This window comes from Nocardioides endophyticus (genome assembly GCF_039543845.1).
GTDB lineage: Bacteria > Actinomycetota > Actinomycetes > Propionibacteriales > Nocardioidaceae > Nocardioides > Nocardioides endophyticus.
The window spans coordinates 37,680-55,465 of the sequence record NZ_BAABKN010000037.1 but is presented as its reverse complement, the minus strand read 5'-3'; the positions used below and the strand labels follow the sequence as shown (position 1 = coordinate 55,465).

The 17,786-nt window shown below is 69.5% G+C and carries 18 protein-coding genes and 1 tRNA gene; 6 read left to right on the top strand and 13 right to left on the bottom strand.

Features of this window, described 5'->3' with window-relative positions; genetic code table 11:
• Positions 1-91: 91 nt before the first annotated feature.
• The 4 genes from ABEA33_RS26300 to ABEA33_RS26285 all read left to right on the top strand — a co-directional run bounded on the left by ABEA33_RS26300 (position 92) and on the right by ABEA33_RS26285 (position 2,852).
• On the top strand, positions 92-505 hold the full coding sequence (locus ABEA33_RS26300; RefSeq protein ID WP_345530109.1) for a single-stranded DNA-binding protein: 414 nt from the start codon (positions 92-94) through the stop codon (positions 503-505).
• Positions 506-517: 12 nt separating this feature from the next.
• The gene (locus ABEA33_RS26295; protein WP_345530108.1) at positions 518-1,057 is read left to right on the top strand and encodes a hypothetical protein; all 540 of its coding nucleotides are present in this window, start codon (positions 518-520) and stop codon (positions 1,055-1,057) included.
• 129 nt (positions 1,058-1,186) lie between these two features.
• On the top strand, positions 1,187-1,486 hold the full coding sequence (locus tag ABEA33_RS26290) for a hypothetical protein (protein ID WP_345530107.1): 300 nt from the start codon (positions 1,187-1,189) through the stop codon (positions 1,484-1,486).
• A gap of 25 nt (positions 1,487-1,511) precedes the next feature.
• Positions 1,512-2,852 (top strand): hypothetical protein, encoded by a 1,341-nt coding sequence (locus tag ABEA33_RS26285; RefSeq protein WP_345530105.1) that lies wholly within the window; start codon positions 1,512-1,514, stop codon positions 2,850-2,852.
• Positions 2,853-2,887: 35 nt separating this feature from the next.
• On the opposite strand, the gene ABEA33_RS26280 is transcribed toward ABEA33_RS26285, so the two are convergent.
• The 8 genes from ABEA33_RS26280 to ABEA33_RS26245 form a co-directional block, all read right to left on the bottom strand.
• Positions 2,888-4,174, bottom strand: a complete 1,287-nt coding sequence (locus tag ABEA33_RS26280; protein ID WP_345530104.1) for a tyrosine-type recombinase/integrase — start codon at positions 4,172-4,174, stop codon at positions 2,888-2,890.
• Positions 4,171-4,440 (bottom strand): helix-turn-helix transcriptional regulator, encoded by a 270-nt coding sequence (locus ABEA33_RS26275; protein ID WP_345530103.1) that lies wholly within the window; start codon positions 4,438-4,440, stop codon positions 4,171-4,173. The genes ABEA33_RS26280 and ABEA33_RS26275 overlap by 4 nt, the downstream gene beginning before the upstream one ends.
• Before the next feature lie 172 nt (positions 4,441-4,612).
• Positions 4,613-4,685 (bottom strand) — tRNA-Ala (locus ABEA33_RS26270).
• A gap of 77 nt (positions 4,686-4,762) precedes the next feature.
• Positions 4,763-5,395 (bottom strand): histidine phosphatase family protein, encoded by a 633-nt coding sequence (locus tag ABEA33_RS26265; RefSeq protein ID WP_345530102.1) that lies wholly within the window; start codon positions 5,393-5,395, stop codon positions 4,763-4,765.
• Positions 5,385-5,762 (bottom strand): ribosome silencing factor, encoded by a 378-nt coding sequence (gene rsfS, locus ABEA33_RS26260; protein ID WP_345530101.1) that lies wholly within the window; start codon positions 5,760-5,762, stop codon positions 5,385-5,387. The genes ABEA33_RS26265 and rsfS overlap by 11 nt, the downstream gene beginning before the upstream one ends.
• Positions 5,759-6,379, bottom strand: coding sequence for a nicotinate-nucleotide adenylyltransferase (nadD, locus tag ABEA33_RS26255; protein ID WP_345530100.1), 621 nt, complete (start codon positions 6,377-6,379; stop codon positions 5,759-5,761). Before nadD ends, rsfS begins: the two co-directional genes overlap by 4 nt.
• Positions 6,380-6,390: 11 nt before the next feature.
• Positions 6,391-6,531, bottom strand: a complete 141-nt coding sequence (locus ABEA33_RS26250; RefSeq protein WP_345530099.1) for a hypothetical protein — start codon at positions 6,529-6,531, stop codon at positions 6,391-6,393.
• A 19-nt stretch (positions 6,532-6,550) separates the two neighbouring features.
• Positions 6,551-7,801 (bottom strand): glutamate-5-semialdehyde dehydrogenase, encoded by a 1,251-nt coding sequence (locus ABEA33_RS26245; protein WP_345530098.1) that lies wholly within the window; start codon positions 7,799-7,801, stop codon positions 6,551-6,553.
• Between the two features lie 114 nt (positions 7,802-7,915).
• On the opposite strand from ABEA33_RS26245, the gene ABEA33_RS26240 reads away from it, so the two are divergent.
• Positions 7,916-9,382: a lysyl oxidase family protein gene (locus tag ABEA33_RS26240; RefSeq protein ID WP_345530097.1), complete on the top strand. Its 1,467-nt coding sequence runs from the start codon at positions 7,916-7,918 to the stop codon at positions 9,380-9,382.
• Positions 9,383-9,454: 72 nt separating this feature from the next.
• Here the strand turns inward: ABEA33_RS26240 and ABEA33_RS26235 are convergent, their stop codons facing one another.
• From ABEA33_RS26235 to ABEA33_RS26220, 4 genes are all read right to left on the bottom strand, one after another.
• Positions 9,455-10,408, bottom strand: coding sequence for an electron transfer flavoprotein subunit alpha/FixB family protein (locus tag ABEA33_RS26235; RefSeq protein WP_345530096.1), 954 nt, complete (start codon positions 10,406-10,408; stop codon positions 9,455-9,457).
• 10 nt (positions 10,409-10,418) lie between these two features.
• Positions 10,419-11,213, bottom strand: a complete 795-nt coding sequence (locus ABEA33_RS26230; RefSeq protein WP_345530095.1) for an electron transfer flavoprotein subunit beta/FixA family protein — start codon at positions 11,211-11,213, stop codon at positions 10,419-10,421.
• Positions 11,214-11,364: 151 nt separating this feature from the next.
• Positions 11,365-11,688, bottom strand: a complete 324-nt coding sequence (locus tag ABEA33_RS26225; protein WP_345530094.1) for a hypothetical protein — start codon at positions 11,686-11,688, stop codon at positions 11,365-11,367.
• Positions 11,689-11,934: 246 nt separating this feature from the next.
• Positions 11,935-12,714 carry an enoyl-CoA hydratase/isomerase family protein gene (locus ABEA33_RS26220; RefSeq protein WP_345530093.1) on the bottom strand — a complete coding sequence of 260 codons (780 nt, stop codon included), beginning with the start codon at positions 12,712-12,714 and terminating at the stop codon, positions 11,935-11,937.
• A gap of 65 nt (positions 12,715-12,779) precedes the next feature.
• On the opposite strand from ABEA33_RS26220, the gene glgX reads away from it, so the two are divergent.
• Positions 12,780-14,990, top strand: coding sequence for a glycogen debranching protein GlgX (gene glgX, locus ABEA33_RS26215; protein WP_345530092.1), 2,211 nt, complete (start codon positions 12,780-12,782; stop codon positions 14,988-14,990).
• Here the strand turns inward: glgX and glgP are convergent.
• On the bottom strand, positions 14,955-17,540 hold the full coding sequence (glgP, locus tag ABEA33_RS26210; protein ID WP_345530091.1) for an alpha-glucan family phosphorylase: 2,586 nt from the start codon (positions 17,538-17,540) through the stop codon (positions 14,955-14,957). The two genes, glgX and glgP, sit on opposite strands and share 36 nt — an antisense overlap.
• Positions 17,541-17,786: the final 246 nt, after the last annotated feature.

Here is a 17,786-nt window from a genome sequence, read left to right as displayed (position 1 = left end):
AGCCATACCCCCAGCCTACGACTAACGAACCGCATTTTCCGTGCAGGACACTAGCGGCCCTCACCGGGGCGCCGCTCGAGCAGGAGGCATGATGTCGATCCCCACTCAGTTGAGCCTCGTCGGCTTCGTCGCCTCGTCGCCCGAACTGCACTTCACCAACGAGGGTGCCGAGTGTTGCCGCCTGCGCGTCGGCGTCGAGCAGTGGCGCAAAGAGGTCGACGGCAGTTTCACGAAGCTCGACCCGACCTTCCACGACATGGTCGCGTTCGAGAACGCGGCTCGGGAGATCTACGCCCGATTCCGCCTCGACGACTCCTTTGTTGCGAGCGGCTACGTCCACGAGTACCCGGTCGACAATCGCGACGGCACCGTGATCAAAGAAGAGTTCGTAGCCCGCAAGATCGGACACAACGCGAACAAGACCCACTACGTCGTGCAGCGGGAACACCGGACAGCACCTGAGCCGGCGTTCGCTTCCGCCCCTCCCCCGGCAGTCGCCCTCTGATCGGCCGGCGACATGGAGCAGTTCGAAGTCGAGCCCGGTGATGGGTACGGGGGCGTCCCAGGTCTCCTTGAGCCACCGCCCCCGCCAATCAACTGGAACCTGCTCCGCGCCGACGAGGCAGAGAGCGAGTGGCGCGACCTCGACATGTGGGTGAGGTGGCTCAAGACCACCTTCGGGCTACCCCCGACAATCGTCCCGCCGTTCTGGCACCGCCACGACGAGCTCGTGTGGGAGCTGTCCGCCCTGCACACCCACTTCCTCAACTGCTACGACGAGACCGCCTCGCCCTCCGCACCGATCGGGTGGATGCGGGACTTCGCCGATGCGCGCCACCGTCTCCGGGACTGGGTCGCGATCTGCGGCACCCGCCTCGACCGCGACCGGCCTACCCGGCAGACACCGTGGCCCGGCGAACCGGCCACAGAGAGCACCGGAACCGCTGGTGAGATCGAGATCCGAGACCGTGCAGCCGACTTCGAGTCCTTCGTCCGAGCCGACGTCGACGAACGCCGGGAGGCCGAAGCAGGCCTATGTCACGCGGCCCCCACCTGAACCGACTGCTGACCAGACGGACGGTTCCCGTGTGTCTCGTCCACAGGAGCCCAGGTGGTCGGAGCCTCCTGGGACTGCCAGATCTTCACTAGCCTCGAAGCACATCCAAGACCTCGAAAGGAGCCAAGCATGGAACTCCCCCATCTGCGCACGCTCGCGCAGGCTCGCTCCCATCTGGCACCTCTCGCCGATGGAGCCCAGTCCGTCGAAGCCTCGTCGGCGTACGAGCGCGCCCTGTTGGACCTCGACCGCATCCACGGCGACGAGTCACCAGCGCTCGACGCGGACGGACTCACAGAGGACCGGGCCGCCCTCTACGCCGGCGCGCTGACCGCCATCGAAGAGCTCACCAACTACGGCATCGACGCGCTCGATGTCGAACTCGTCCTCGCCAAGCTCGAGGATGCACGCGCGCTGGACCGCAGCTGACGGACGACACCTTGAGGCACGGTGCGTGATGTACGGCGAGACCGGTGAGCTGATGCGAACGCAGTTGGCTGCGCTTCTCCGCCAGTACCGGATCGCGCAGCGGCTCGGCGGCCCCAGCCGGTGGGCCCCTGACGGTCTTGCCTCTCCGACCGAGCGCGAAGAGCTCGGCCAGCAGATCCAGCAATACCGACAGACCGTCATCACCTGGTGCTCTCGGACCTTGCAAACCGTTCAGACCATCACGTTCAGCAACGTGCCCTCGAGGCGCGCCGATCCGTTCCGGCCCGACACGGAGGACGGCGCCACCGCAGAGCTCGTCCGGGCATTGGAGCACACTCGCCGACACTCTTCGGCCCCACTTGCCACGATCGGCCTGCTCACGACTCCCAGCGACAACCCGGTGGTCGAGCTCTGGCGTCAGGCCGCGCGTGCCGCCGCCCTGGCCGAGCACGACACGAGCGGCGAACTCGCCCACCGGCTGACGACGCCTCAGGCCCAAGCACTCGCGGGCGACGTCGCAGCAATTGCACAGGCCCTAGTCGTGCTCGACCAGCGGTACCGGAGCATCCCGGGATGGGAGCACCTTGCCGACCCTGGGCGCCTCGGATGGACTGCCCTGGCCACTGGGCTCGACATGAGCCTGGACCAACCCGACTACACCGTGGACCAGGCCGGGTGGCGGCCACGAATCAAGCCCATCCGAGGAGCTCCCAAGCCCGGAATCCTCGGAGTTCTCCAGGCCGAGCACAACCTCCTCGTGCGACTCAAGTCGATCCCGACCGCGATGAACCTCCGGCTCATCGTCGACTCCCAACGCCTTCTCTCGAGCCACCTGCATCCGTACGCCGAGCGGGTCGATCCGCGACTCGCAAGTCAGTGGCAAGCCCGTGCCACGACGTACGCGCTCGTCCAGCAACAACTACGCAACCTCGGCGGCCGGCTGGGCAAGGGCAACATCGCCGCAGCCGAAGCCGCGAACGTGCTCGGCCGCCTCAAGTCCGTCGCCCCGGGCACGGTGATCGAACCCCGCGTCCTCGATGGCTTCCAAACAGTCTTCAACCGCGTCGACACGCGGATCGCCGACATCATCGAGGAAGGAGTCACGCACGCCACACTCCTCCAGCGAGTCACCCTCCCCCGCGTCGTCGACACCACCCAACAGCTCGTCCACCCGCTACGAGAGCGATTCATCCCAGTCGCCCACGCGGCCGACGCCGCCGTCGTGCGTACCGTTCGCGACCAACTGCGCCCGTCTGCCGGCGAAGTCCAGCGAGCGACTCCCGGACGAAGCCGCGCAGACCTTCACGCTGCACTCGTCTATCGCCCGACACAGGGTGTGGCCGAACGCGAAGGACCACGTCTTTAGCGACGGTGTTGCCGGCTCGCTACCGCCTGTGCGAGTCAGGCCGCATCCGGGCGATCGTCCTCCTCGTCCCCACCCACCAAGTCGTCGAGGACGAGTTCCTCATCCTCACTCTCGGGGGCGGCGAGCAGCGCACCATCGGGATCTGTCGGCCGGAGGGTGAGCTCGAGGACCTTCGCGGGCGCGAAGTCGATCGTGGTGTCGGGCTCGATGTAGTGGCTCTCCGTGATCGCCTTCGAGGTGTGGCCCAAGTGGGTCGCGGCCGCATCGACACTGATGCCGCGCGCGATCACCGTGGCACCGGTCCGGCGGTACCAACGCGGAGTGATGCCCGAGTCCTCCAACCCCGCGAGCTCCAAGAAGGCCCGGAACGTGCGGCGGAAGTTGTGCTGGCTCAGCGGACCACCGTTGCGATTGTGGAAGATCGTGCACTCGGCCTGATCTGGCCCCATCTTCGCCAGCCGCCGCCGGATCACCTTGGCTGCGAACTCGGGAACTGCGATCTGGCGGACCGAAGCATCGGTCTTGGGGTGGTCTTGACGGAAGGTCCCTCGACCCTCTCGATAGACGACCGTGCCCCGAACCCAGGCGGCCATGCCATTCGGGCCGTCGGTGATGTCGCACGGCCGGAACGCGAGTGCCTCGCCGGGCCTTACCGAGGTACCGAGCAGGACCTCGAGCGCGTCGCGGACCTGGCCGTCGGGCTTCGGACCCTTGACGCCCGGGCCGGTCCGCCATGTGGCGGCGGCGACCCGGATCGCCTGCACCTGCACCAGGGCCATCGCCTGCACCTGGACCTTCGGCTTGGCGAGCTGCGAGGTCCCCTCGACCGGGTTGCGTCCGATGGCGTCATGGCGCAGCGCGAAGGTGAACAGCTGGTTCAGCACCGTCCTCGAGTGCTTCGCGCGCGAGTAGGACACGGCGCGTTCGGCCTTGAGGAAGTGCTCGACCCTGCCTGTGGTGATCTCGCCGAGGGTGTAGTTCTCGAAGAATGGGCGGACGTGCAGGCGCAGGTCGTCACGGTAGCCGTCCTTGGTCCCCTCCGAGATCTCGCGGAGGTCCAGATCGGCCAGCCAGAGGTCGCACAGATCCGGGAACGGGCTGGCCAGGTCGAGCACACCCCCAGAGCCGTAGCCCTGCCGGTCCTTCAGCCGGCTCTTCAACAGGGCGCTGGCGCCGGTCCGCGAACCGCTGGTCGCCTTGACCTTCCGCAGCCGTCCGTCCATGTCCCGGAAACGCGTCTCCGCGACGTACCGGCCGCCCCGGCGCCTCACGGCCACCGCACCGTAGGTGCCGATGGCTGTCCGGGGACGTCCCCGGGTCATGGCTGCTCCTGGCCCTGCCGTACGGCGTCCTCGTGCTCCAGACGCGTCAGCCAGGCGTCGACCTCGGACCGTCGGAAGCGCAGGCATCGACCGACCCGGAAGCCGACCGGTCCGCGACCCTGGCTGCGCAGGTCGTAGAGCGCCTGCACGCTGACGTCGAGCTGCTCGGCCAGCTCCCGCAGGGAGAGCACCGGCTCGAACCCGCCGGCAAGGACAACGCTCCCGGAAGACGTGACCGAGGACACAGAATCAGTGGTGTGCTCCATGCACCGAAGGTGCGCAAGATCCCCCGAAGTAGGGGCAGAGCGCCCGAGGGAGCACCCCCAGGTCAGGTCGCGGGCGCGACCTCTCGTACGAAAAGTGCCGCTTAAATGGCGCCGGGCCATGTCCTTCTCCTCTGTTGAGGATCCAGAACATGGCCCTGACCTGCACCTTCGGTGGAGCTGAGGGGATTCGAACCCCTGACCCCCTGCATGCCATGCAGGTGCGCTACCAGCTGCGCCACAGCCCCATTGCTACCCCGAACGAGCGGGTGACAACTCGCGGAATACTAGCCAACCGTCCGGCCCGAAGTGAAATCGGGGTCCGTCAGGCGGTGGTCACCCGGTTGTAGGCCTTCATCCGCAGCGACCCCTCCGGCTCGGCCTGGTCGAGCTCGACCCAGGCGCAGTTGTCGAGGCCGTGCAGGACGGCGCGCCGGGTGACCGGCCAACCGAGCAGGACGGGTACGGCGTCGCGGATCGCGGCCCCGTGGGAGACGGCCACCGCGAGCTCTCCCGGCAGGATGGTGGCGAGCAGCTCCTGGAGCGCCGCGGCCATCCGGCCGGCGACCTCCGCGGCGGTCTCGCCGCCGGGCACCACGTCGAAGTCCCCGCGTCGGAAGGCGGCGAACTCCTCGGGGGCGATCGCCGCGAACTCGTCGTGGGTCAGCCCCTGGCGATCCGCGAGATAGTACTCACGCAGCCGGGCGTCGTACGTCGGGTCGAGGCCGCTCTCCTTGGCGACGTACGCCGCGGTCTGGCGGGCGCGCACGCTGTCGGAGGACCACAGCGCGGCCGGCGCCATCGCGGCGACGACGACGGCGGCCTCGGCCGCCTGCCGGTGGCCGGTGTCGTCGAGCTCGGCGTCGAGCTGGCCCTGGACCCGCCGGGCGGCGTTCCAGGCGGTCTGGCCGTGCCGGAGGAGCAGGAGACGCCGGGCAGGAACAGACTCAGCGCTCATGGGAGACGACGTCGGCGGGCAGCGCGATCGACGGGCAGTCGCGCCAGAGCCGCTCGAGGGCGTAGAACTGGCGCTCCTCCTCGTGCTGCACGTGCACGACGATCTCGCCGTAGTCGATGAGCACCCAGCGCCCGTCGCGCTCGCCCTCGCGGCGCAGCGGCTTGGCGCCGATCTCGCGGAGCTTGTCCTCGATCTCGTCCACGATCGACTTCACCTGGCGATCGTTGCTGGCCGAGGCGAGCACGAACGCGTCGCTGATGGCCAGCTGCTCGCTGACGTCGAAGGCGATGATGTTGGAGGCGAGCTTGTCCGACGCGGCGCGCGCGGCGGCCTGGACGAGCTCGATGGCATGGTCTGTTGCAGTCACTGCTGGTCCTCTGTGGATTCCTGCGGGTACAGGTGGTGCTTGGCGATGTACTGGACGACGCCGTCGGGCACGAGGTACCAGACCGGCTCGCCGCGACGGGTGCGCTCGCGGCAGTTGGTCGACGAGATCGCCAAGGCGGGGATCTCGACCATCGTGACCCGCTCGGCGGGGATGCCGCCGAGCGTGGCTTCGGGCATCGTGTAGCCGGGCCGGGTGCAGCCGACGAACTGGGCGAGCGAGAAGAGCTCCTCGGCATCGCGCCAGGTGAAGATGTCGGCCAGCGCGTCGGCGCCGGTGATGAAGTACAGCTCGGCGTCGGGGTGCTTCGCCGTGAGGTCCTTCAGCGTGTCGATGGTGTAGGTCGGCCCCTGCCGGTCGATGTCGACCCGGGAGACGTTGAAGCGAGGGTTGGCGGCCGTCGCGATGACGGTCATCAGGTAGCGGTCCTCGGCCGGGGAGACGTCGCGGTCCGACTTCTGCCACGGGTCACCGGTCGGCACGAAGATGACCTCGTCGAGGTCGAACCACGCCTGCACCTCGGAGGCGGCCACGAGGTGACCGTGGTGGATCGGGTCGAAGGTGCCGCCCATGACCCCGACCCGGCGGGCGCCCGGCACGAGCCCGGTCGTCAGCTGTGCTCTCGTCCCGCACCGAAGGCGAGGAGCGCCAGGAGCAGCGCCATCAGGATCGCCAGGGTCACCCCACCGATGAGCCAGTGGTTCGGCACGTTGGGGTTCTCGGTGTGCAGCACGGTCAGGAGCGCGGTCATGGTCGACACCCTACCGGGCTCAGCGGACGTGTCCGTCGCCGGTGACGACGTACTTGGTGGACGTCATCTCGGGCAGCCCCATCGGGCCGCGCGCGTGCAGCTTCTGGGTGCTGATCCCGATCTCGGCGCCGAAGCCGAACTCCCCGCCGTCGGTGAAGCGGGTCGACGCGTTGACCAGGACCGCCGCGGAGTCCACGGCGGCGGTGAAGCGGCGGGCCGCGGCCAGGTCCTGGGTGAGGATGGCCTCGGTGTGCTGGCTGGAGTAGCGCCGGATGTGGGCGATCGCCGCATCCAGGTCGGGTACGACGGCGGCGGAGATGTCGAGCGAGAGGTACTCCGTCGCGTAGTCCTCGTCGGTGGCCGCCACGACCCCGTCGTACGCCGCGAACGCCGGGTCGCCGTGCACCGTGACCCCTGCGTTCTGGAGCGCGGTCACGACCCGCGGCAGGAACTCGTCGGCGATGTCGGCGTGCACCAGCAGCGACTCGGCGGCGTTGCACACGCTGGTGCGGTGGGTCTTGGCATTGAGCACGATCGCGAGTGCCTGATCGAGATCGGCCGCGCGGTCGACGTACACGTGGCAGTTGCCGACGCCGGTCTCGATGACGGGCACGGTGGACTCCTCGACCACGGAGCGGATCAGCTCCGCTCCCCCGCGCGGGATCAGCACGTCGACGTGGCCGCGGGCGCGCATCAGCGCCTTGACGCTGTCGTGGCTGTCGCCGGGAACGAGCTGGACGACGTCCGGCTCCAGGCCGGCACTCTCGACGGCCGAGCGGAGCGCCTCGACGATCGCGGCGTTGCTGGAGCGCGCGCTCGAGCTGCCCCGGAGGAGTACGGCGTTGCCGGACTTCAGGCAGATGCCGGCGGCGTCGGCCGTCACGTTGGGCCGGGCCTCATAGATCATCCCGACGACGCCGAAGGGCACGCGTACCTGGCGCAGCTCGAGCCCGTTGGCGAGCGTGCTGCCGCGGACCACCTCACCCACCGGGTCCGGCAGGCCGGCCACGTCGCGCAGCCCGTCAGCCATCCCGGCCAGGCGCTCCGGGGTGAGCCGGAGCCGGTCGACGATGTTGGTCGGGGTGCCTGCCGCCTCGGCGCGCGCGACGTCCTCGGCGTTGGCCGCCAGGATCTCGGTCTCGTGCGTCAGGAGGGACTCGGCCATCGCGTGCAGCGCGGCGTCCTTCTGGGCGCGCGTCGCCAGCGCGAGGCCGAGGCTGGCGGCCCGGGCGCGCTCGGCAACGGCGACCACGTCGTCTTGCGAAGTCATGCCCCGAGCGTAGTTCCGCGATCGGCCGGACACCCACCTGTCTTGCCCGTCAGGCAACTCTTCGGACCCGCGCCGCGTCGTACTGTCACCAGGTCGCCGACGGAAGGTCCCACGTTGCTCCGCACCCAGTTCCGCACCCTCGCGATCGCCTCCGTCGTCGCGCTCGCCTCGACGCTGGGCGTCGTGTCCACCACCGGTGCCGACGCCACGACGAGGACCGGTGAGCGGCCGAGGGCCGCGTCCCCTGCTCCCTTCACCCTCTGGGCGCCCAAGACGGTCACGACGTACAGCTACCGGCACCGCGCCTGGACCGACCTCGGACTGAAGGTGATCGCCCAGGGCGAGCCCTTCGAGCTGTGGTCGACCCGTTCGTCGTACGGCGAGAAGATCCGGACCGTGTGGCGGTCCTCGACCGGCGACATCGCCCTGCCGGCGGGTGCGATGTCGGACTTCTCGGGGTTGGACGACTTCCTCCGGATCTCGGTCAAGCCCGAGCACGGCAAGGCCGTGAAGGTCGCGCGCAACGCCTGCTTCAACGGCTGGTCGGAGCGCGTCCGGCCGACGGCGGCGGCGACGTCGCCGTACCCCTCGGGCTGCTGGAACAACCCGTTCAGCCTGGGTTCTGTGCAGGGCGTCGAGGCCGGGTGGGCCACGACGCTGCTCGCCAGCGACAAGCCGCTGCGCGTCGACGAGGGCACCTACCGGGTGCGCGTGCAGGTGGCACCCCGGTACGCCGCGCTCTTCGGGCTGACGCCTGCCCAGTCGACCCGCACGATCAAGCTGGTGGTCGAGTCGGACGAAGCGGTCGAGGAGGAGCCCACGCCGGACGGCCCGCACGCCGAGCGGGCGGCGACGACGGGGCCGACCGGGCCGCAGCACCGCGCGGACGGACCGAGGCCCGACCTGCGCTCGCTGCCTGCGTGGGGGATCTCGCTGAGCAAGAACAAGCGCTACCTGCGGTTCTCGGCCACGGTGTGGAACGCCGGCGACAGCCCGCTGGTCGTCGACGGCTTCCGCCGGGGCGGCAAGGACCTGATGGATGCCTACCAGTACTTCTTCGATGCCGCGGGCAACCAGACCGGCTACCAGGACGTCGGCCACCTGCACTGGGACGCGAAGCCGTCGCACCAGCACTGGCACTTCGAGGACTTCGCCCGCTATACGCTGCTGCGCCGGGACAAGACCGAGGCGACCGTCTCCAAGAAGGAGGCGTTCTGCCTCGCGAACACCGATGCCGTCGACCTCACGGTCCCCAGCGCCGAGTGGAAGCCGGAGAACACCGATCTCGCGACCTCCTGCGGCGACCACACCTCGCTGAGCATCCGCGAGGTCCTCGCGGCCGGCTGGGGCGACACGTACACCCAGCTCCGCGCCGGCCAGTCCTTCCGGGTCGACAAGCTCGCGAACGGCGTCTACTTCATCGCCGTGGCCGCCAACCCGGACGGCAACCTCGTCGAGGCGTCGACCACCAACAACCGGGCGCTGCGCAAGATCCGGCTCGGCGGCAAGGGCGACCAGCGGACCGTGGAGGTGACCCAAGTGGGGGTCATCGAGGACGAGGGGTACGGCGGGACGGGTTGAGCTCGACGGTGGTCTCCGCGGACGTCATACGAATCGAGCCCTCCGGGCCACGATTCGTATGACGTCCCGCGATCAGCCCTTGCGCTTGTTGATCTCCTCGGTGACGGCGGGCAGGACCGTGTGCAGGTCGCCCACCACGCCGAAGTCAACGAGCTCGAACATCGGGGCCTCTTCGTCCTTGTTGACGGCCACGATGGTCTTCGAGGTCTGCATGCCGGCACGGTGCTGGATCGCACCGGAGATGCCGTTGGCGACGTACAGCTGCGGCGAGACGGTCTTGCCGGTCTGGCCGACCTGGAAGCTGTGCGGCATCCAGCCCGAGTCGACGGCGGCACGCGAGGCGCCGACGGCCGCGCCGAGCGCATCCGCGAGGGCCTCGATCGGCTCGAAGTTGCCGGCGGTGCCACGACCACCGGAGACCACGATCGCGGCCTCGGTGAGCTCGGGGCGACCGGTCGCCTGCCGCGGCTGCGAGGCCACGATCTGCGCGGTCTTGGCGGCGTCGGAGATGGTCGGGGCGAACTCCTCGACCGCGCCGGCACCGTCCGTCTCCTCCGGAGCGGCGGAGTTGGGCTTGACCGTGATGATCGGCGTGCCCTTGGTGACCTTCGCCTGGACGGTGAAGTTGCCGGCGAACACGCTCTGCGTGGTGACCGGGCCCTCCTGCACGTCGACGGCGTCGGTGATCAGGCCCGACTCGAGCTTGATCGCCAGACGCCCGGCGATCTCCTTGCCCTCGGCGGAGGACGGGATCAGGATCGCGGCCGGCGCCGACTTCTCGGCGAGCTGCTGCAGCGCCTCGGCCTTGGGTGCGACGAGGTAGCCCTTCAGCTGCGCGTCGTCGATGACGTAGACCTTCTCGGCGCCGTACTTCTTGGCCTTCTCGGCGACCTCGGCGCCCTGGTCGGCCGGACCGATGAAGACGGCCGAGGGCTCACCGAGCCGCTTGGCGATCGTGAGGAGCTCGTACGTCGGCTTCTTGACTGCGCCGTCGACGTGGTCGACGAGTACCAGAACTTCAGACATCAGACGCTCCTCAGATGAACTTCTTGGACGCGAGGAACTCGGTCAGCGCCTTGGCGCCCGTGCCGTCCTCGTCCTTGACGATCTCGCCGGCGGTGCGCGGCGGGCGGGCCGTGGTGTCGATGACCTCAGTCCACGCGGCACCCGCGCCGACCTCGCTCGCGTCGACACCCAGGTCGCTGAGCGACCAGGTCTCGAGGGGCTTCTTCTTGGCCGCCATGATCCCCTTGAAGGACGGGTAGCGGGCCTCACCGGACTGATCGGTGACCGAGAGGACCAGCGGCATGGTGCCGCCGATGACCTCGGTGGCGGTGTCGCCGTCGCGCTTGATGCGGACCTGGTCACCCTGGAACTCGACGACCGAGGCAAGCGTGACCTGCGGCAGGCCGAGGCGCTCGGCGAGCATCGCCGGGACGACGCTCATGCCGGCGTCGGTCGACGCGAGGCCACCGACGACGAGGTCGACCGGGGTCTCGGCGCCGAGCTTCTCGATCGCCTTGGCGAGCACCAGCGAGGTGGCGACGGCGTCAGAGCCGGCGATGGCGTCGTCGATCACGTGGACGCCCTTGTCGGCGCCCATCTGGAGCGCCTTGCGGACGGCGTCCAGCGCCTTCTCCGGACCGACGCAGAGCGCAGTCACCGTGCTTTCAACGGGGTCGTCGCCAGCAGCCGCTTTCTCCTTGATCTGCAGCGACTGCTCGACGCCGTACTCGTCGAGCTCCGACAGCAGACCGTCGACGCCGACGCGGTCCACGGTGTTGTCCGGCTCGAACTGCCGATCGGCAGTGGCGTCGGGAACGTACTTCACACAGACGACAATGTTCATGGTGGTGTGGCCGGGACGGCCCCTCCTGATGCGGTCGGGATGTGGTCGTGAGGCTACCGTCGCGTACGACGGGCCGAAACTCGTCCCAGGGTCGGATACGTCACAGCACCGCTGACACGGTCCGGACACGACGTCAGGGGCGGACGATCCGCTCGACGATCCGACCGACGACCAGGTAGGCGATCGCGCCCAGCCCCCAGTTGGCCAACGCGCTCTTGGTCGCGGCGTCCTTACCGTCGAAGGTGAAGATGCCGTTGTCGCGCGAGAAGACGTCGAGGTCAACGGCGTCGGCCACGTCGAGGACGAGCTTGACCAGAGCGTTGTCCTGGTTGGCGTCGAGCGCGATCAGCAGCGCACCGACCGCCAGGAACAGCGCGCACACGACCGCCGCAAGCCAGATCACCTGCGCCAGGCGGGTGCGGAGGGCGGCAGCGCCACCCTGCTTACGATCGGCCACGTCCGTCCTCACCTGTCCCTCACCTGATCCTTCGCACTGCCGGACACAGAGGTATCACGGTCCTCGCCGCCGAACCATCCCCCACCCCGGGCGGGCGCAAACGAAGGACCGCCGGAGCGGCCGTGACCGCCACGTCGAGTCCAGCGATTGCGGGAACGATCCCGAGATCTGGCACGTGTAGCCGAGCTCTACCTCGGCGGCCGAGGCGGCACTTTCTAGTATCTTGTGCGAAGTTCAGGTGGCTGGTCAGCGTCCGACGAATGACGCCTTGCCCGGACCGCTCTCGATGAACGACGCCATCCCGATCGTGCGGTCCTCGGTCGCGAAGAGCGCGGCGAACTGCTGACGCTCGATCTCCAGCCCGGTCTCGAGGTCCACCTCGGAGCCCCGGTCGATGCTCTCCTTGGCGGCTCGGATGGCGTACGACGCGGCGCCGCTGAACTGCTTCGCCCAGGCGAGCGCCTCGTCGTACACGGACTCGGCCGGCACCACCTTGTCGACCAGACCGATCGCGAGCGCCTCGTCGGCCTTCACGAACCGGCCGGTGAAGATGAGGTCCTTGGCCTTGCTCGGGCCGACCAGTCGGGTCAGCCGCTGCGTGCCGCCGGCGCCGGGAATGATGCCGAGCAGGATCTCGGGCTGGCCGAGGGTCGCGTTGTCGGCCGCGATCCGGATGTCGGCGCAGAGCGCGAGCTCGCAGCCGCCCCCGAGCGCGTATCCGGTGACTGCGGCGACGACCGGCTTCGGGATCCGCGCGACCGCGCCGAGGGCCGACTGCAGGGGGCCGGAGCGCTTGACCATGTCCGTGTAGGACATGTCGGCCATCTCCTTGATGTCGGCGCCGGCGGCGAAGACCCGCTCGCCGCCGTACACGACGACCGCCTTGACGTCGTCGCGCTCGGTCGCCTCGACGGCCGCGGCGCGGATCTCCTCCTGCACCTGCACGTTGAGCGCGTTCATCTTCGGTCGGTCCAGCCGGATCGTGCCGACGCCGTCGGCCACCTCCAGTCGCACGAACTCGCCCATCGTTGCCACCTCTCGTCTAGGGACTCCTGCCCGGCATGCTGCCAGCATCGGCAAGAATGCCCTTCGTGACCCCTGGCATCTGGACGCATCTCGGACAGCGATCGCGGGTGTGGCCGGGACGCAACTGGCCGTTGGGCGCCACCTGGTCGCCGGAGTCGACGAACTTCGCGGTCTACTCCCCCAACGCGACCGAGTGCTGGGTCTGCGTCTTCGACGAGGACGACTTCGAGACCCGCTACCAGCTCACCGAGCGGTCCCTGGGCATCTGGCACGGCGCACTGCCCGACCTCGCTCCGGGCACCCGGTACGGCTTCCGGGTCGACGGCCCGTGGGCGCCCGCCGAGGGCCTGCGGTTCAACCCGCACAAGCTGCTGCTCGACCCGTACGCGCTCGCCACGTCGGGCACGATCCGGCCCGAGCCTCCGCTCTTCGGCTACCAGATGGCCGACCCGACGAAGGCGGACGAGCAGGACTCCGCGCCGTACACCGCGCGCAGCGTCGTCGTCGACCCGTCCTTCGACTGGGAGGGCGACGTCCCGATGCGGCGCCGGTGGCGCGACACCGTCGTCTACGAGCTGCACGTCAAGGGGTTCACCAAGCTGCACGACCGGGTGCCCGAGGAGCAGCGCGGGACGTACGCCGGCCTCGGCAGCCCGGCAGTCGTCGAGTACCTCCGCGACCTCGGTGTCACCGCCGTCGAGCTGCTGCCGGTGCACCAGTTCTTCTCCGAGCCGGCACTGCTCGACCGCGGAACGGTCAACTACTGGGGCTACAACACGATCAGCTACTTCTCCCCCGACGCCGGCTACAGCTCGTCCGGCGACCGCGGGCAGCAGGTCCACGAGTTCAAGCAGATGGTGAAGTCGCTGCACGCCGCCGGCATCGAGGTGATCCTCGACGTCGTCTACAACCACACCGCCGAGGGCGGCGCGCTCGGACCGACGATCTCCTTCCGCGGGCTCGACGACCGGGGCTTCTACAAGCGGGTCAAGCCGAGCGTCGACCCGGCGACCGGGGCCCAGACCTTCGACGACACCTACTGGGACGTCACCGGCTGCGGCAACACGGTCGACTCCAACGACCCCCTGGCGCTGCGGTTGATCCTCGACTCCCTGCGCTACTGGGTCACCGAGATGCACGTCGACGGCTTCCGCTTCGACCTGATGTCGGCGCTGACGCGCACCGGCTACGACATCGACATGAACTGCCGGCTGCTGATCGCGATCGGCCAGGACCCGGTGCTGCGGCACGTGAAGCTGATCGCCGAGCCCTGGGACGCGTCGATGGACGGCTACCTCGTCGGCCGGATGCCCCCGCCGTGGGTGGAGTGGAACGACCAGTACCGCGACGTGATCCGCGACTTCTGGCGCGACCACGCCTCCGGCAACAGCACCGTCGCCACCCGGCTCGCCGGCTCGTCCGACCTGTACGCCGACGACGGGCGCTCGGCGTACAACTCGATCAACTTCGTGACCGCCCACGACGGCTTCACCGCGCGCGACCTCGTGACCTACGAGCACAAGCACAACGAGGCCAACGGCGAGGACAACCGGGACGGCACGGACAACAACCGGTCCTGGAACATGGGGCACGAGGGCGAGACCGACGACGACGCGCTGCTCGCCGTACGACGCCGGCAGACGGCCAACATCATGGCGACGCTGTGCCTGTCCAACGGCGTCCCGATGATCACCGCCGGCGACGAGCGCGGACGCACGCAGCGCGGCAACAACAACGCCTACTGCCAGGACAACGAGATCTCGTGGGTCGACTGGAGCGTCGACGATGCCTGGCTCGACGTCTACGAGATCACCAAGACCGCGCTGCGGCTGCGCCGGGAGCACCCGGCACTGCGGCAGCGGCACTGGTTCGAGGGCCGGCCGACCATCCGCGGCGGACCCAAGGACCTCGCCTGGCTGCACCCCTCGGGGCGCGAGATGACCGACGCCGACTGGCACGACCCCGAGCTGCGCACCGTCGGCATGTTCGTCTCCGGAGCACCGTTGCGGGCGCCGGGCAAGCACGGCGAGCAGCAGGTCGACAAGTCGTTCGTGCTCTGGTTCAACGCCAACTGGCTGCCCGTGCCGATCTCGCTGCCCGAGAACGACTGGGTCCAGACCGGCGAGGTCGTCCTGTCCACGGACTTCCGGCTGCCCATCGGCACGCACGTCAAGGCCGGCGACCGGATCGCCCTCGGCCGCCGTACGGTCGTCGTCCTGCGCGAGGTCTTATCCGCCGAGTCAGGGCAGGGCGACGACCCCGAGCTCCGCGGGTGAGGTGAGCAGGTCGTTGCGCGGGATGATCCGCACGGTGTAGCCGAACGAGCCGGAGTGGTCGAGCACGACGTCGCCGTCGAAGCGGTGCCGACCGGCCTCGTAGGACTCGGCCAGCACCAGGGACTCGACCGAGGTGTCGACCAGCTCGTCCTCCCCCGTGCTCCGGCCGTGCACCAGCTGCACGTCGACGTCAGCCGGTGCGAGGTCGCCGAGTGCGACGAAAGCCCGGACGCTCATGGTGTCGCCGACCTCGGGAGCGTCGCCGACCCCGCTGCTCTCGACGTGCTCCACGTGTACGCCGGTCCAGCCCGCGCGGACCTTCTTCTTCCACGCGGCGAGCTCGACGGCCCCCGCGTAGTCGGAGTTGAGGCGACGAGCGGTGGTCGCGGCCGGGGTGTAGAGCTGGCGCACGTAGTCGCTGACCATCCGGGTGGCGAGCACCTTCGGGCCGAGCGACTTCAGCGTGTGCCGGGTCATCTCGATCCAGCGGGTCGGCACACCCTCGCCGTCCACGTCGTAGAAGCGCGGGGCGACCTCGTTCTCGATCAGGTCGTAGAGCGCGTTGGCCTCGAGGTCGTCGCGGTGGTCGGCGTCGATGACACCGTCAGCGGACGGGATCGCCCAGCCGTTGTCGCCGTCGTACCACTCGTCCCACCAGCCGTCGAGGATCGAGAGGTTGAGCCCACCGTTCAGGGCGGCCTTCATGCCGGACGTGCCGCAGGCCTCGTAAGGGCGCAGCGGATTGTTGAGCCAGACGTCGCAGCCCGGGTAGAGCGGCTGCGCCATCGCGATGTCGTAGTTGGGCAGGTACGCCACGCGGTGCCGCAGCTCGGGGTCGTCGGCGAGCCGGACGATCGCCTGGATGAGCTTCTTGCCGCCGTCGTCCGCGGGGTGCGCCTTGCCGGCCATGATCAGCTGGATCGGCCGCTCGGGGTCGAGCAGCAGGCGCTTGAGTCGCTCCGGGTCGCGCAGCATCAGCGTGAGCCGCTTGTACGACGCCGCGCGCCGCGCGAAGCCGATCGTCAGCACGTCGGGGTCGAGCGCGGTCTCGATCCAGCCGAGCTCGGCCTTGGCGGCGCCGCGCTTCTCGCACGAGCGGGCCAGCCGCTTGCGCGCGTCGATGACGAGCCGCTCGCGCAGCACCCGCTTGGTCGCCCAGATGTCGGCGCCGGAGACCTTGTCGACGGCCGCCCAGAACCCCTCGGCGTCGTCGGAGTCGGGGTCCGCGCCCTGAGTGGCGGCCAGCTCGAAGACCTCGCGGGCTACCCAGGTCGGGGCGTGCACGCCGTTGGTGATCGAGCCGATCGGCACCTCGGCCTCGTCGAACGCCGGCCACAGGCCCTGGAACATCTCACGGCTGACGTGGCCGTGCAGCTGGGAGACGCCGTTGGCGCGCTGGGCCAGGCGGAAGCCCATCACCGCCATGTTGAAGACCGACGGGTCGCCGCCCTCGTAGTCCTCGGTGCCGAGCGGCAGGATGCGGTCGATCGGCACGCCGGGGGTGGCACCCGCGTCGCTGAAGTACTGCTCGACGAGCGTGCGCGAGAAGCGGTCGATGCCGGCCGGGACCGGCGTGTGCGTGGTGAACACCGTCGACGCGCGGCCGACCTCGAGCGCGGTGTCGAAGTCGAGCTTCGGACCGTCCTCGGCCACGGTCAGCTCGCGGATTCGCTCGAGGCCGAGGAAGCCGGCGTGGCCCTCGTTGGTGTGGAACACCTCGGGGGCCGCGTGACCGGTGATGCGGGAGAAGACGCGCAGCGCCCGGACCCCGCCGACGCCGAGCAGCAGCTCCTGGCGCAGGCGGTGCTCGCTGGTGCCGCCGTACAGCCGGTCGGTGACCTGGCGGTAGTGGTCGGGGTTGCCCTCGACGTCGGTGTCGAGCATCAGCAGGGGGACCCGGCCGACGTTCGCGACCCAGATCCGGGCCAGCAGCTCGGGGCCGTCGGGCAGCGCGATGCTGATCATCGCGCGCTCGCCGTTCTCCTCGCGCAGCAGGGAGATCGGCAGGCCGTCGGGGTCGAGGACGGGGTAGGTCTCCTGCTGCCAGCCCTCCCGGGAGAACGCCTGCTTGAAGTAGCCGTGCTTGTAGAGCAGGCCGACGCCGATGATCGGTACGCCGAGGTCGCTCGCGGCCTTCAGGTGGTCGCCGGCCAGGATGCCGAGACCACCGGAGTACTGCGGCAGCACCGCGGCGACGCCGAACTCCGGCGAGAAGTAGCCGATCGCGGCCGGGCCGTCGACGCCAGCTGCGAGCCGGCGCTGGTACCACCGGTCTCCGCTGAGATAGCGGCCCAGGTCCTCGTGCGCTGCCCCGAGCTGGGCCAGGAACGCCTCGTCGGCGGCGAGCTCGTCGAGCCGCGCGCGGCCGACCGCGCCGAGCAGCCGGACCGGATCGCGCCCGGTCGACTCCCACACGTCGGGGTCGACGGCGGCGAAGACGTCCTGCGTCTCCGGGTGCCAGGACCACCGCAGGTTGCCGGCGAGGTCACTCAGCGCGGCGAGCGCGGGAGGCAGGACGGGACGGACGGTGAAACGACGGATGGCACGCACCCGGCGACGCTACCGCGTGACCCTTGGAACGATCAAAGGAACGGTGGGATCACCCGGGGCGGTCGTGCCGCGGCGGACGACCCTCAGGACGCCGACGATGCCGGCGCGAAGGGTGCGAGATCGCATGAAGCTGAGCTTCAGAGTAGGGACGAAGCGAGGCAGATGGCGTTACATGCCCGCGGCTCGGGACAGGATGCGTAAGAAAACCAGGAACGGGCACGTGACGCTTTCACCCCACGTCTCGCT